This window comes from Frigoribacterium salinisoli, from assembly GCF_054781095.1.
In genome coordinates this window covers 68,541-81,051 of the sequence record NZ_BAAGVB010000003.1, presented here as the reverse complement: position 1 = coordinate 81,051, position 12,511 = coordinate 68,541, and the positions used below count along the sequence as shown (strand labels likewise).

The 12,511-nt window shown below is 74.8% G+C and carries 12 protein-coding genes; 6 read left to right on the top strand and 6 right to left on the bottom strand.

The window, feature by feature from the left end:
* Window positions 1-15 precede the first annotated feature (15 nt).
* From ACYVHQ_RS08435 to ACYVHQ_RS08425, 3 genes are all read right to left on the bottom strand, one after another.
* On the bottom strand, window positions 16-189 hold the full coding sequence (locus tag ACYVHQ_RS08435; protein ID WP_460512027.1) for an Rv0909 family putative TA system antitoxin: 174 nt from the start codon (window positions 187-189) through the stop codon (window positions 16-18).
* A 112-nt stretch (window positions 190-301) separates the two neighbouring features.
* On the bottom strand, window positions 302-1,636 hold the full coding sequence (locus tag ACYVHQ_RS08430) for an alpha-amylase family glycosyl hydrolase (RefSeq protein WP_460512026.1): 1,335 nt from the start codon (window positions 1,634-1,636) through the stop codon (window positions 302-304).
* Window positions 1,637-1,711: 75 nt separating this feature from the next.
* Window positions 1,712-2,134, bottom strand: coding sequence for a DUF5997 family protein (locus tag ACYVHQ_RS08425; protein ID WP_460512024.1), 423 nt, complete (start codon window positions 2,132-2,134; stop codon window positions 1,712-1,714).
* A 175-nt stretch (window positions 2,135-2,309) separates the two neighbouring features.
* On the opposite strand from ACYVHQ_RS08425, the gene ACYVHQ_RS08420 reads away from it, so the two are divergent.
* The 4 genes from ACYVHQ_RS08420 (at window position 2,310) to ACYVHQ_RS08405 (ending at window position 4,642) form a co-directional block, all read left to right on the top strand.
* The gene (locus tag ACYVHQ_RS08420; protein ID WP_460512022.1) at window positions 2,310-3,056 is read left to right on the top strand and encodes a LysR family transcriptional regulator substrate-binding protein; all 747 of its coding nucleotides are present in this window, start codon (window positions 2,310-2,312) and stop codon (window positions 3,054-3,056) included.
* Window positions 3,057-3,276: 220 nt separating this feature from the next.
* A complete protein-coding gene (locus ACYVHQ_RS08415; RefSeq protein ID WP_460512020.1) occupies window positions 3,277-4,062 on the top strand; it encodes an SDR family oxidoreductase in 786 nt (261 codons plus the stop codon).
* 122 nt (window positions 4,063-4,184) lie between these two features.
* Entirely contained in the window at window positions 4,185-4,391 is a 207-nt protein-coding gene (locus tag ACYVHQ_RS08410; protein WP_460512018.1) for a hypervirulence associated TUDOR domain-containing protein, read from the top strand.
* A gap of 14 nt (window positions 4,392-4,405) precedes the next feature.
* Window positions 4,406-4,642, top strand: a complete 237-nt coding sequence (locus ACYVHQ_RS08405) for a hypothetical protein (RefSeq protein WP_460512016.1) — start codon at window positions 4,406-4,408, stop codon at window positions 4,640-4,642.
* 75 nt (window positions 4,643-4,717) lie between these two features.
* Here ACYVHQ_RS08405 and ACYVHQ_RS08400 read toward each other — a convergent pair whose 3' ends face one another.
* Window positions 4,718-6,022: an MFS transporter gene (locus tag ACYVHQ_RS08400; protein WP_460512015.1), complete on the bottom strand. Its 1,305-nt coding sequence runs from the start codon at window positions 6,020-6,022 to the stop codon at window positions 4,718-4,720.
* Between the two features lie 81 nt (window positions 6,023-6,103).
* Here ACYVHQ_RS08400 and ACYVHQ_RS08395 point away from each other — a divergent pair, with 81 nt between their 5' ends.
* Entirely contained in the window at window positions 6,104-6,886 is a 783-nt protein-coding gene (locus ACYVHQ_RS08395; RefSeq protein WP_460512013.1) for a TetR/AcrR family transcriptional regulator, read from the top strand.
* A 44-nt stretch (window positions 6,887-6,930) separates the two neighbouring features.
* On the opposite strand, the gene ACYVHQ_RS08390 is transcribed toward ACYVHQ_RS08395, so the two are convergent.
* Window positions 6,931-7,776: an ABC transporter permease gene (locus ACYVHQ_RS08390; RefSeq protein WP_460512011.1), complete on the bottom strand. Its 846-nt coding sequence runs from the start codon at window positions 7,774-7,776 to the stop codon at window positions 6,931-6,933.
* Window positions 7,773-8,771, bottom strand: coding sequence for an ATP-binding cassette domain-containing protein (locus ACYVHQ_RS08385; protein WP_460512009.1), 999 nt, complete (start codon window positions 8,769-8,771; stop codon window positions 7,773-7,775). The genes ACYVHQ_RS08390 and ACYVHQ_RS08385 overlap by 4 nt, the downstream gene beginning before the upstream one ends.
* 172 nt (window positions 8,772-8,943) lie before the next feature.
* On the opposite strand from ACYVHQ_RS08385, the gene ACYVHQ_RS08380 reads away from it, so the two are divergent.
* Window positions 8,944-12,510 (top strand): proline dehydrogenase family protein, encoded by a 3,567-nt coding sequence (locus tag ACYVHQ_RS08380; protein WP_460512008.1) that lies wholly within the window; start codon window positions 8,944-8,946, stop codon window positions 12,508-12,510.
* Window position 12,511 lies beyond the last annotated feature (1 nt).

Genomic DNA, 12,511 nt, shown 5'->3' with positions numbered 1-12,511 from the left:
CACGTCGAGGAGGCCCTACGAGCCGATCTTCCCGTCGGCCGCGTCGGTGGCCTTGTCGATCTGGTCGCCGTGGCCGCCGCCGGTCGCCTTGTCGGCCGCCCCGCCCGCCGCGTCGAGGCCCTTGTCGCTGACCTGCTCGCCCTTGTCGATGTCGAGGGCGTCCTTGGCCTTGTCGCCGATGCCTGCCATGTCGTGCTCCTTCGCGTCGAGGTGGCGCGGTGCTCCCGCGCCACGACCACGCTGCGCCTCCGGCCGTGCCCCGGGTGCTCAGGCTGTACCCCGGCGCAGGAGGCCCGGGTGCTCAGCCGAGGACGGCCCACCCGTGCGCCGGCACCACCCACGCGTCGCCGCGCCGGTCGGCGCTCCCCGCGAGGAGCTCGACGGGGGAGGGCGCGCCTCCTGCTGGTGTCCTGCCCGCGGTCGAGCCGTCGACGACGAGCTCGGCGTCGTCGAGGTCGAGCGCGACCACGACGCGGCCGTCGCCCTCGCGGGCCGTCACCTCGTAGACCATCGTCTCGTTCGTGAGCGCCAGGCGCTGGACGACGCCGTCGTGCAGCCACGGGTGGCGACGGCGGAGGCCGATCAGCTCCTGGTGCAGGGCGAGCGTGGCGCGCTGCCGGGGCTCGAGCTCGAGGTCGTCGGGCGTGGCGGGGAACGCGGGGCGCACGGCGTCGTCGCCGCCCGCGCGGTCCTCCTTGACGGCGCGCAGCTCGAGCTCGTCACCGGCGTAGACGGCCGGGGTGCCGGGCAGCGTCGCCAGCAGCACGACCGCGTGCGGCAGGTGCCGCTCGTCGTCGATCTGGCTCGCGATGCGGGTGACGTCGTGGTTGCCGAGGAACGTCCAGGGCGAGAACGCCTCCACGAAGGCCGCGTGGCGCTGCAGCGACCAGTCGAGCTCGTAGAGGTTGCGCTGGTCGAGGCTGCTCCAGATCGCCTTCCACAGCTCGTACTGGGTGACCGAGTCGACCCCGCTCGCGGCGACGAAGGCGGCGTGGTCGCCGTGCAGCACCTCGGCCACGACGTAGGCCCCGGGGTGGCGCTCGCGGACCCGCGGCAGCACGCGGGCCCAGAAGTCGGTCGGCACGGCGTAGGCGGCGTCGAGGCGCCACCCGTCGGCACCGGCGTCGAGCCACGTGGTCATGACGTCGACGACGAGGTCCTCGACGGCGGGGGAGGAGTGGTCGAGCGTGACGAGCAGGTCGTGCCCCTCGAACGGCACGAGCCCACCGTCGGCGTCGCGCAGGAGCATGGCGGCCTCGGGCGACGAGGGGTCGTCGAGCGCCGTCCGCACGATCGGGTGCTCGCGGCCGACGTGGTTGAAGACGCCGTCGAGCAGCACCCGCACGCCGCGCTCGCGGGCCGTCGCCAGCAGGTGGCGCAGGTCGTCCGCGTCACCGAGGCGAGGGTCGACCTCGTGGTGGTCGAGCGTGTCGTAGCCGTGCGTCGACGAGGTGAAGACGGGGCCGAGGGCGAGTCCGTTGAGGCCCAGCGACGTCACGTGGTCCAGCCAGGGCTCGAGCTGCCGGAGGCCCGGACCGGGCCCCGCGACGCCGCGCTCGACCCCGGTCGTGTCGGCTCCGACGAAGCCGAGGGGGTAGACGTGCCACCAGAGGGCGTGTTCGATCCAGGAGGGCATGCGGGCGACGGTAGCCGGGGAGCCGTCACGCGGGCTGGACGGCGGCGCCGGGCGGACAGCGCCGGCGGCCCGGCCTCAGCGGCCGGTGCGCTCCTCGCGCTCGGCACGGGCGGCGCGCTCGGCGTCGCGCTCCTTGACGCGCTGGTCCTCCTCGCGGACGGCCGCGAGCGAGGCGCGCTCCTGGCGCAGCCAGTCGGGCATGCGCTCGAGGAGCTCCTTGATCTGCGCCGTGGTCATGACGTCGTCGACGCCGGCGCGGGCGAGGCCCGACGCCGAGACGCCGAGCTTCTGCGCGACCACGGGGCGCGGGTGCGGGCCGGTGCGGCGCAGCTCGGCCAGCCACTCCGGCGGCTCGGCGACGAGCTGGGCGAGCTCGGCGTGGCTCACGCCGTTCGCCTGGAACTCGTCGGGGGTCGCCGGCAGGTACACCCCGAGCTTCTTGGCGGCCGTCGCGGGCTTGAGCGTCTGCGGTCCGGGCTTCGGGGTGCTGTCGGTCATGGGGCCAGGGTACCGGGCGGGCCCGCGCCTCCTGCGCTCGCGCCTCCTGGGTCCCGTCCGTCGTGCCGGGCGCAGGGCGGGCGGATCCGTCGTCGGCGGGCGACCGCGCACGCCCGTCGACGACGGGACCGCCCGGGGTCGGGGCCGCACCGGGCGGGACCGGTAGCCTCGCGACATGAGTGCGACGACCTTCCGCGTCGGGGCCGTGCCGGGCGTGACGCTGTCGAAGTGGTCGCGGGCCTGGGCCGAGCGCCGTGCCGACCTGCCCCTCGAGGTCGTCGAGGTCGACCCCGAAGACCCGCTGACGCCGGTCCGTGACGGCTCCGTCGACATGGTGCTGGCCCGCCTGCCGCTGTCGACCGACGGCTTCTCGGCGATCCCGCTCTACGAGGAGCGCCCGGTCGTGGTCGTCGCCAAGGACCACCTGCTCGCCGCCCTCGCCCCCGACGAGGAGGTCGCGCTCGCCGACCTCGCCGCCGAGCACCGCCACGACCTCGAGCTCGCACCGGCCGACGCCGTGGCGGTCGTCGCGACGGGCCCCGGGGTCGCCGTGCTGCCGCAGTCCCTCGCCCGCATGCACGCCCAGAAGGGCACCACGTACCGCTTCGTCGCCGACCTGCCCGGCACCACCATCGCCCTGCTCTGGCCCGACGGTCGCGACGACGACGACACCGACGACTTCGTCGGCGTGGTCCGCGGTCGCACCGCCCGCAGCTCGCGGGGCAGGAGTCGCGACGACGCCCCCGACGAGGCTCCCGCCCGGCGCGGGGCCGGCTCGAAGGGCACGGGCACCAAGGGTGGCGCAGCAGCCGGGGGCAAGGGCGTCAAGGGCGGCCGTGGCGGAGCGCCGGCCCGGGGCTCCCGCGCCCAGGGCGGCGGTCCTCGCCGCGGCGGGACGAGCCGCGGGCGCGGCGGCCGCTGACCGCGGCCGCTGCGCCCGCCTGTCCTCGTCCCCACCTGCCCTCGTCCCCACCTGCCCTCGGGTCATCGATGTGACCCGAGGTGTCGCCTCCTGCGCCGCGAGGCCGCACTTCGGGTCACCTCGATGCCGGGAGGGAGCAGGGCGGGCGAGCAGGGCGAGTCGGGCGGGCAGCACGGGCGCGGGCCTGGCGCGGCTGCGGCCCGTCTGCCAGGGTGGCGGCATGTCGACGACGACCAGGACCTGCCTGCTGACCGGTGCCGGACGACGCGAGGGGATCGCCGCGGGGATCGCCCGCGCGCTCGCCGCGGACGGCTGGGACCTCGCCCTGGTCACCTTCGGCGAGTACGACCGCGAGATGCCGTGGGGTGAGCGACCCGCCGACCTCGAGGAGCTCGTCGCCGAGATCGAGGCGCTCGGTCGCCGCGCCGTGGTGCACCAGGCCGACCTGGGCGACCCCGCCGTGCCCGCGCGGCTCTTCGACGTGGTCGAGCGCGACCTCGGCACGGTGACCGGCCTCGTGCTGTCGCACTCGCAGAGCGTCGACTCGAGCATCCTCACGACGAGCGTCGAGGCCTTCGACCGCCACTTCGCGGTGAACACGAGGGCCGCGTGGCTCTGCCTCGCCGAGCTCGCCCGCCGTCTGCCGCCCGTCGACGGGCAGTCACCGGAGGCCGTGGAGGGGCGGGCGCGCGTCGTCGCCCTCACGAGCGACCACACGGTGCACAACCTGCCCTACGGGGCGAGCAAGGGCGCCCTCGACCGCATCGTCGTCGCGGCCGCGAAGGAGCTGGGCCACCTCGGCATCACGGCCAACGTCCTCAACCCGGGCCCGATCGACACGGGCTGGATGGACGACGCGATCCGCGCCGCCGGCGTCGAGCGTCAGCCCAGCGGGCGCCTCGGTCGGCCGGAGGACGTGGCACGGGTCGTGCGGTTCCTGCTCGGACCCGAGGGCGCCTGGGTCACCGGCCAGCTGATCACCGCCGACGGCGGCTTCTCGGTCTGACCGCCGGGGCGCGGCCCTACCACGTGGGGTGTCGCGACCTCCCGGTGTTCGCCCACCCGGGCCGCCGGACGCCCCCGGGGAGGCGCGCGTAGCGTCCAGCCCACACACGCGAGGAGGCGCACATGGCGTTCAGCAAGGGCGATGCGGTCACCTGGAACACGTCCCAGGGCGAGACGCACGGCGAAGTGGTCGAGCAGAAGACCAAGGAGTTCCAGCACGACGGGCAGACCTTCAAGGCGAGCGAGGACGAGCCCTACTACGTCGTGAAGTCGGACAAGAGCGGATCGACGGCAGCGCACAAGGAGTCCGCGCTGTCGAAGCGGAAGTGACGGAGGGGACGAGCATGGCTGACATCAGCGAGGTCCAGTGGAACGACGAGGCGCGGGCGAAGATCCTCACGGACTCCGACCGCGTGCTGCAGGAGGCCGTGGCCGCGGCCGCGCAGGAGCACTCGGGGGAGTCGTGGGAGACGTCGTTCGCGGCGATCAACGAGGCCGTCAAGGACCGCTTCATCGACTACGAGCCCGGGCCGGACGTGCGGAAGTACGCCGAGATGATCGAGCGCGGCGAGTTCTCCTGACCCGCGCCTCCTGACCCGGCCCCCGGCCGCGGCGACGACGGGCCCCTCACCTCCGGGTGGAGGGGCCCGTCGTCGTCAGCGCTGGCCGGTCGGGGACGCGTCGACCCGACGGACCCGCCGGTCGAGCGCCACGGCCGTGGCCGCGAGGGCGACCAGCGCCGCGAGGCAGGCCAACGTCACGGCCTCGCCGAGCAGGAGCACGAGCGGCCCGGCGAGGAGCTCGCCGAGCGGGACGCCCCCGAGCGACGCCGCCGTGAGCACCAGGTAGACGCGGCCCAGCCACGCACGCGGCACCTGCTCGCGCACGGCACCGTCGAGCGGCACCGTGAAGAGCTCCAGCGCGACGCCCGCCGCGCCGAGCGCGAGGCAGACGAAGAACGCCAGGTGCAGCGGATCGATCACCAGGGGCCGCAGGCCGTAGACGAGGGCCAGCACGACGAGCGGCAGGGCCGTCACGGCGACGGCGAGGCAGCCGGCCCAGAGCCGAAGCCGGCCACGGAGCGAGGTCGCCCAGGCGGCGCCGACGACGAGGCCCAGCGTCTGCACGGCACCCGCGAAGCCCCAGGCGGTGCGTCCGAAGGACTCGTCCGTGGGGATCGGACCGTAGGGCTGGGCGAGGCCGCCGAAGGCCGCATCGGCGGCGATCGGCCCCAGCACGTGCACGCCGGCACCGAAGGCGAACTGCACGGTCCCCGCCAGCAGGGCGGTCGACAGCAGCCAACGGTTGCGGAGCACGAACCCCGCACCCGTCACGAGCTCGTGCGTGACGCCGCCCCAGGTGGCGGCCCTGCCGAGGGTGCGCCCCACGCCCTGGGGCAGTCCGGTGAACGCCACGGCAGCCGCTGCGAACGCCGCCGCCGCGACGAACAGCCCGGAGGCCGTGCCGAAGGCGCCGACCGCGAAGCCGCCGGTCGCGGTCCCCACGACGAGCCCGACGTGCATCGCGACCCTGTTCACGGCCGAGGCGTCGTGCACGCGGTGCTCGGGCAGCGTGGAGCGCACCACGGCCTGCGACGCCGGTGCGAACAGGGCCGCCGCGACGCCGTTGACGGCCGCCACGAGGGCCAGCGCCGCGAGCGTCTCGAGGCCCAGGAGCAGCAGCACCGCCGCCCCGACCAACGAGAGGGCCGACAGCAGGGACGAGACCACCGCCACGGCCCTCTTCGGCAGACGGTCGGCGAACGCCGCTCCGTAGAGGACGAGCACGAGGTTCGGCAGGGACCGCGCCGCCACGACGAGCCCGAGGTCGACGGCGTCGCCGCCGAGGTCGAGCACCGCGAAGGCCAGTGCGATCGGGGCGACGCCGTTGCCGAGCCAGGACAGCGCCCGGCCCCGCCACAGCGCCCGGAAGGCGGGGACGCGCAGCAGCGTCCAGTCCATGCCCGCCTCCTCGCGCCGAGTCGCGCCGAGCCTATGCCCGCGTCACGGGAAGGAGCCGGGTGCGCCGTTACTGTGGGTCCCGTGAGCAGCCGACGAGCCACCGAGGACCGCTCCGACGGCGTGCCCGTGCCCGCGGCCGACGAGCGGCCCGTGCCGACCGGGCCCGTGCCGACGGGATCCGTGCCGTCGGGATCCGTGCCGACGGGACCCGTGCCGTCCGGACCCGTGCCCGCCTCCGGTCCGGGCCGTTCCGCGAAGGGAGCCGTGAAGCGCGAGGCGATCCTCGACGCTGCCCTGCCCGTCTTCGGGCGCGTGGGGTTCCACGGTGCGACGCTGCGCGAGATCGCCCGGCAGTGCGGGGTGTCGCACCAGTCGCTCATGCACTACTTCCCGACGAAGGACGCCCTGCTGCTGGCCGTCCTGCGCCGCCGCGACGAGAAGCTGCGCAGCCACTTCCACGACGCGGGCGGCATGCGCCTCGGCGAGCTGCTCGCGCTCGCCGAGTACAACGTCGACGTGCCCGCCGTCATCGCGCTCTTCAGCACGGCCTCCGCCGAGGCGACGGGGTCCGAGCACCCCGCCCACGAGTACTACGAGGAGTACTACGCCCAGATCGTGGCCTCCACGACGTCGTGGCTGCGCGCGGCCGAGCGTCGCGGCTGGCTGCGCGAGGGCTTCACGGCCGAGGCCGCCGCCCGCGTCGTGCTCGCCGCCGTCGACGGACTGCAGCTGCAGTGGCTCTACGACCGCGACGTGCAGGTCGTCGAGCTGCTGAGGCTCGTCGTCGCGACCGTCGTCACGGTGCCGCTCGACCGCGTCGACGACGCCGTCCGCGACGACCTGCGCCGCCCCCCGGAGGACTGAACCCGCCCGGCCGGCCGGCCCGCGCCTCCTGCCCGGCCGGCCGCTCAGCGGGAGCTGGTGCGCGCGAAGCGGCGGACGGCGAGGGGCACGAACACGACGAGCATGACGGCGATGCCGACGAGCACCGTGAGGTAGGGGTGCTGCATGGTCCACACGTCGGGCACGGGGGCGCTGCCGACGTTGCCGAACGAGAGGCGCACGGCCTGGACGAGGCTCGACACGGGGTTCCACTCGGCGAAGACGCGCAGCACGGTGGGCAGGGTGTCGCTGGGCACGAAGGCGTTGGACACGAACGTGAGGGGGAACAGCACGAGGAACGACGCGTTGTTGATCGTCTCGGGCGACTTCACGCTCATCCCGAGCAGGCACATGACCCAGCTGAACGCGTAGCTGAACAGCAGCAGCAGGGCGATGCCGCCGAGGAACGACAGCGGCGACGCGTCGACCCGCCACCCGACGAGCAGTCCGGTGAGCATCATGATGACGATCGAGATCGTGTTGATGACGAGGTCGCCGAGGGTCCGCCCGACGAGCACCGCCGAGGCGCTCATCGGCAGGGTGCGGAACCGGTCGATGATCCCCTCCTTGAGGTCTTGCGCCATGGCCGAGCCCGAGAACGTCGACCCGAAGATCACGGTCTGCGCGAAGATCCCGGCCATGAGGAACTGCGTGTAGTCGGTCCCGTCGACCGCGATGGCGCCGCCGTAGACCTGGCTGAACAGCAGCACGAACATGATCGGCTGCAGCACCGCGAAGACGAGGATGTCGGGCGACCGGCGCAGGCGCAGGAGGTTGCGGCGCGTGACGATCCAGCCGTCCTCCGCCCAGGCCAGGAGGCCCGTGTCGCGCCCCGAGGAGGGCGCCGTCCGCAGCGTGGCCGTGCTGGTCATCGGGTGCCCTCCGCGTCGGTGCGCGCTGCCGGCGCGGCGTCGGCCTCGTCCGTCGGGCGGCCCGTGAGCCGCAGGAAGACGTCGTCGAGGGTGGGGCGCCGCATGCCGGCGTCGTGGAGCTCGACCCCGGCGTCGCCGAGGTCGGCGAGCACGGCCCGCAGCGCCCCGGGGCCGTCGGTGACGGCCACGTCGAGGCCGCGGCGGTCGTCGCTGAGCTGCGGTTCGCCGTCGCCGTGCCGGCGCAGCACCGCGAGGGCGGTGTCGGCGTCGTCGGGCCGCACGAGCGCGACGACGACGCGGTGCCCGCCGACGCGGGCCTTGAGCTCGTCGGCGGTGCCCTCGGCGATGATGCGCCCGCCGTCGACGACGGAGATGTCGTCGGCGAGCTGGTCGGCCTCCTCGAGGTACTGCGTCGTGAGCAGCACGGTGGTGCCGCCGGCGACGAGGTCGGTGATGATGTCCCACAGCCCGAGACGGCTGCGCGGGTCGAGGCCCGTGGTCGGCTCGTCGAGGAACAGCACGGCCGGGTCGGTGACGAGCGCTCCGGCGAGGTCGATGCGCCGTCGCATGCCGCCCGAGAAGCCCTGCACGGGTCGGTCGCCCGCCTCGGCGAGGTCGAACACGTCGATGAGGTCGCGGGCGCGGCGCCGGCTCGCGCGGCGGCCGAGGTGGTGCAGCCGCCCGATCATGTCGAGGTTCTCGAAGCCCGTGAGCTTCTCGTCGACGGCGGCGTACTGCCCGCTGACGCCGATGCGCCGGCGGACCGCGCGCGGGTCGGCCACGACGTCGACGCCCGCCACGACGGCGGTGCCCGCGTCGGGGCGCTCGAGCGTGGTGAGGACCTTCACGGTCGTCGTCTTGCCCGCTCCGTTCGGCCCGAGCAGGGCCTTGACGGTGCCCTCGGGCACGGTGAGGTCGAGCCCCGCGAGCGCGTGCACGGGGCCGCCCTTCGCGGGGTAGGTGCGGGTCAGCCCGCGTGCCTCGATGATCGCCACGGCGACTCCCGTCGTCAGCGACCGGCGACGCCTCCTGTCGGACGCCGCGGTCGGTCAGGGGCACGGTACCGCGGCCCGGCGACGTCGTCGAGAGGACGGGGAGGTCCACGTCCCCGGCGGGTCGCGGGACGAATGCTTGCCAGGTGGCAAGTTCTGGTCCTACGGTGTGGCCATGACCGACATCGAGCAGACGGCCGGGCCGTCCACCGGGCACCCCTCCCTCCCCGCGGGCCTCGGCGACGCCGCCGTCGCGCTCGCCCACCGCTGGGCGACGGAGGCCGCCGCGCCGGGCGGGGCCCACGACCGCGGCCGGGGCACGGGCGACGCGGGCCACCGTTCGGCGGCCCTGCTCGCCGAGGTGCTCAAGGACGAGTCCGGCCTCGCCTTCACGATCGGCTTCGTCGACCGCGTCGTGCGCCCGGAGGACCTCCGCGTGGCGGCCCGCAACCTCGCGGTGCTCGCCCGGTCGACGCCGTCGTTCCTGCCGCTGCCGATGCGCGGCGCCGTCCGCCTCGGCGGCCTGGTCGCCCCCGTGCTGCCCGGCGTGGTCGTGCCCATCGCCCGGCGCGTGCTGCGCGGCATGGTCGGGCACCTCGTCGTCGACGCGCGCCCGGCGAAGCTCGGCCCGGCCCTCGCCGGCATCAAGGCGCACGGCGCGCGCCTCAACCTCAACCTGCTCGGCGAGGCCGTGCTCGGCGACGGCGAGGCCGACCACCGCTTCGAGGGCACCCGCCGCCTGCTCGCGCGGGACGACGTGGACTACGTGTCGATCAAGGTGTCGTCGATCGTGAGCCAGCTGTCGATGTGGGCCTTCGACGAGACCGTCGAGCGCGTCGTCGAGAAGCTCACGCCGCTCTACGAGCTCGCCGCCGCGAGCCCGACGCCGAAGTTCGTGAACCTCGACATGGAGGAGTACCGCGACCTCGACCTCACGATCGCGGTCTTCACGCGCCTGCTCGACCAGCCTCAGCTGCGCGGCCTCGAGGCCGGCATCGTGCTGCAGACGTACCTGCCCGACGCGCTCTCGGCCCTGCAGCGGCTCACCGCCTGGGCGACCGAGCGGACGAGCGCAGGAGGCGCGCCCGTCAAGGTCCGGATCGTCAAGGGCGCGAACCTCGCGATGGAGACCGTCGACGCGACCCTGCACGACTGGCCGCTCGCGACCTACGGCACCAAGCAGGCGACCGACGCGAACTACAAGCGCGTGCTGGCCTGGGCCCTCACGCCCGAGCGCACCGCGGCCGTGAAGATCGGCGTCGCGGGCCACAACCTGTTCGACATCGCCTTCGCGCACCTGCTCTCGGAGGCGCGCGGCGTGCAGGACCGCGTCGAGTTCGAGATGCTGCTCGGCATGGCCGAGGCGCAGGCCGAGCTCGTGAAGCAGGACGTCGGCGGGCTGCTGCTCTACACGCCCGTCGTGCACCCCCGCGAGTTCGACGTCGCGATCAGCTACCTCGTGCGGCGCCTCGAGGAGAACGCGTCGAGCGAGAACTTCATGTCGGCCGTGTTCGAGCTCGCCGACGACGAGTCGATGTTCACGCGCGAGCGCGACCGGTTCCTCGCCTCGCTCGCCGAGGTCGACGACGTCGTGCCCGAGCCGCACCGCGTGCAGGACCGCACGAGCGAGACGATCGCGCCCCGCGCCTCCGGCGCCCCCTTCGAGAACGAGCCCGACACCGACCCGGCGCTCGCCGCGAACCGCGCCTGGGGCCGGGCGATCCTCGAGCGGGCGCGCGACTCGCGCCTCGGCGTCGACGCGATCGAGGCGGCCCGGGTCACCGAGGCCGCGGTCGTCGACGAGATCGTCGAGGGCGCCGTCGCCGCGTCGGCCCGGTGGGCCGCCCGGGGCGGGGCCGGTCGGGCCGAGGTGCTGCGCGCCGCCGCGGCGTCGCTCGCCGCGCACCGCGCCGAGCTGATCGAGGTGGCGGCGAGCGAGACCGGCAAGACGATCGCCGAGGGCGACGTCGAGGTCAGCGAGGCCGTCGACTTCGCCGCCTTCTACGCGGGCCTGGCCGAGGAGCTCGACGCCGTCGACGGCGCCGAGTTCGTGCCGGAGCGGCTCACCGTGGTGACGCCGCCGTGGAACTTCCCGGTGGCGATCCCGGCAGGATCGACGCTCGCCGCGCTCGCCGCGGGCAGCAGCGTCATCGTGAAGCCCGCGGGCCAGGCGAAGCGCTGCGGTGCCGTCATGGTCGAGGCCCTGTGGGCGGCGGGCGTGCCCCGCGACGTGCTGCGCCTCGTCGACGTGGAGGAGGGCGAGCTGGGCCAGCGCCTGGTGTCGCACCCGGCCGTCGACCGCGTCGTGCTGACGGGCGCGTTCGAGACGGCGGAGCTGTTCCGCTCGTGGCGGCCCGACCTGCCGTTGCTCGCGGAGACGAGCGGCAAGAACGCGATCATCGTCACCCCGAGCGCCGACCTCGACCTCGCGGCGGGCGACGTCGTGAAGAGCGCCTTCGGGCACGCCGGGCAGAAGTGCTCGGCGGCGAGCCTCGTGATCCTCGTCGGCTCGGTCGCGACGAGCGAGCGGTTCCGTCGCCAGGTCGTCGACGCGGTGTCGACGCTGCGCGTGGGCTGGCCGACCGACCCGACGACGACGATGGGCCCGATCGTCGAACCGGCGGCGGGCAAGCTGCTGCGCGGCCTCACGCAGCTGGGCGCGGGGGAGCGCTGGCTGGTCGAGCCGCGCCAGCTGGACGACACGGGTCGCCTGTGGTCGCCGGGCGTGCGCGACGGCGTCGTGGGCGGCAGCGAGTTCCACACGACGGAGTACTTCGGCCCGGTGCTGGGCATCATGACGGCGGCGACGCTCGAGGAGGCGATCGCGCTGCAGAACGGCAGCGACTTCGGCCTCACGGCGGGCCTGCACACCCTCGACCGCGCCGAGCTCGCGACCTGGCTCGACGGGGTCGAGGCGGGCAACCTCTACGTGAACCGCGGCATCACGGGGGCGATCGTGCGTCGCCAGCCGTTCGGCGGCTGGAAGCGCTCGTCGGTCGGCGCCGGTGCCAAGGCGGGCGGTCCGAACTACCTCGTGCACCTCGGCGGCTGGCGCCCGACGTCGCTGACGAGCGCGCAGGAGGCCCGCCCCGAGCCCGCCGTGCAGGCCGCGCTCCGCGCCGTGGCCGGCTCCGGCGTCGCGGGCCTCGACTCCGCCGAGGCGGCGTCCTCGTTCGCCGCCGCTGCCGCCTCCGACCAGGACGCGTGGGCCCGGGCCTTCGGCGCCGCCGTCGACGTGTCGCAGCTGGACCTCGAGCGCGACGTGCTCCGCTACCGTCCCCTGCCGGTGACGGTGCGCCTCGCCGAGTCGGGGTCGGTGGCCGACCTCGTGCGCCTGCTGCTCGCGGGCCTGCGCTCGGGGGCACCGATCGACGTGTCGACCGCGGTCGAGCTGCCGGGTCAGCTCACGCGCGCCCTCGGCGTGCGGGGCGTCGTCCACGAGGACGACGCCGTCTGGCACGCCAAGGTGCGGGCGGGCGGCCTGCGGACCGACCGCGTGCGACTCGTGACGGGTGCGGCGGACGAGCCCCGTGACTCCGGCCCGCGTGCCGCCGGCCCGCGGGCGCCCGAGGCGATCGCGCTGGCCGAGGCGCTGCGCGGCGATCCTGCCGTGGCCGTCTTCGCCCAGCCGGTGACACCGCAGGGCCGGCTCGAGCTGCTGCCGTTCCTGCGCGAGCAGGCCGTGTCGATCACGGCGCACCGCTTCGGCAACCCGGACCCGTGGAGCGAGGGCGTGATCTGAG

What these genes read in the sequence shown, in the direction of transcription:
- ACYVHQ_RS08435 (WP_460512027.1), bottom strand. Translation starts at nt 189, where the DNA reads ATGGCAGGCATCGGCGACAAGGCCAAGGACGCCCTCGACATCGACAAG.
- ACYVHQ_RS08430 (WP_460512026.1), bottom strand. Translation starts at nt 1,636, where the DNA reads ATGCCCTCCTGGATCGAACACGCCCTCTGGTGGCACGTCTACCCCCTC.
- ACYVHQ_RS08425 (WP_460512024.1), bottom strand. Translation starts at nt 2,134, where the DNA reads ATGACCGACAGCACCCCGAAGCCCGGACCGCAGACGCTCAAGCCCGCG.
- ACYVHQ_RS08420 (WP_460512022.1), top strand. Translation starts at nt 2,310, where the DNA reads ATGAGTGCGACGACCTTCCGCGTCGGGGCCGTGCCGGGCGTGACGCTG.
- ACYVHQ_RS08415 (WP_460512020.1), top strand. Translation starts at nt 3,277, where the DNA reads ATGTCGACGACGACCAGGACCTGCCTGCTGACCGGTGCCGGACGACGC.
- ACYVHQ_RS08410 (WP_460512018.1), top strand. Translation starts at nt 4,185, where the DNA reads ATGGCGTTCAGCAAGGGCGATGCGGTCACCTGGAACACGTCCCAGGGC.
- ACYVHQ_RS08405 (WP_460512016.1), top strand. Translation starts at nt 4,406, where the DNA reads ATGGCTGACATCAGCGAGGTCCAGTGGAACGACGAGGCGCGGGCGAAG.
- ACYVHQ_RS08400 (WP_460512015.1), bottom strand. Translation starts at nt 6,022, where the DNA reads ATGGACTGGACGCTGCTGCGCGTCCCCGCCTTCCGGGCGCTGTGGCGG.
- ACYVHQ_RS08390 (WP_460512011.1), bottom strand. Translation starts at nt 7,776, where the DNA reads ATGACCAGCACGGCCACGCTGCGGACGGCGCCCTCCTCGGGGCGCGAC.
- ACYVHQ_RS08380 (WP_460512008.1), top strand. Translation starts at nt 8,944, where the DNA reads ATGACCGACATCGAGCAGACGGCCGGGCCGTCCACCGGGCACCCCTCC.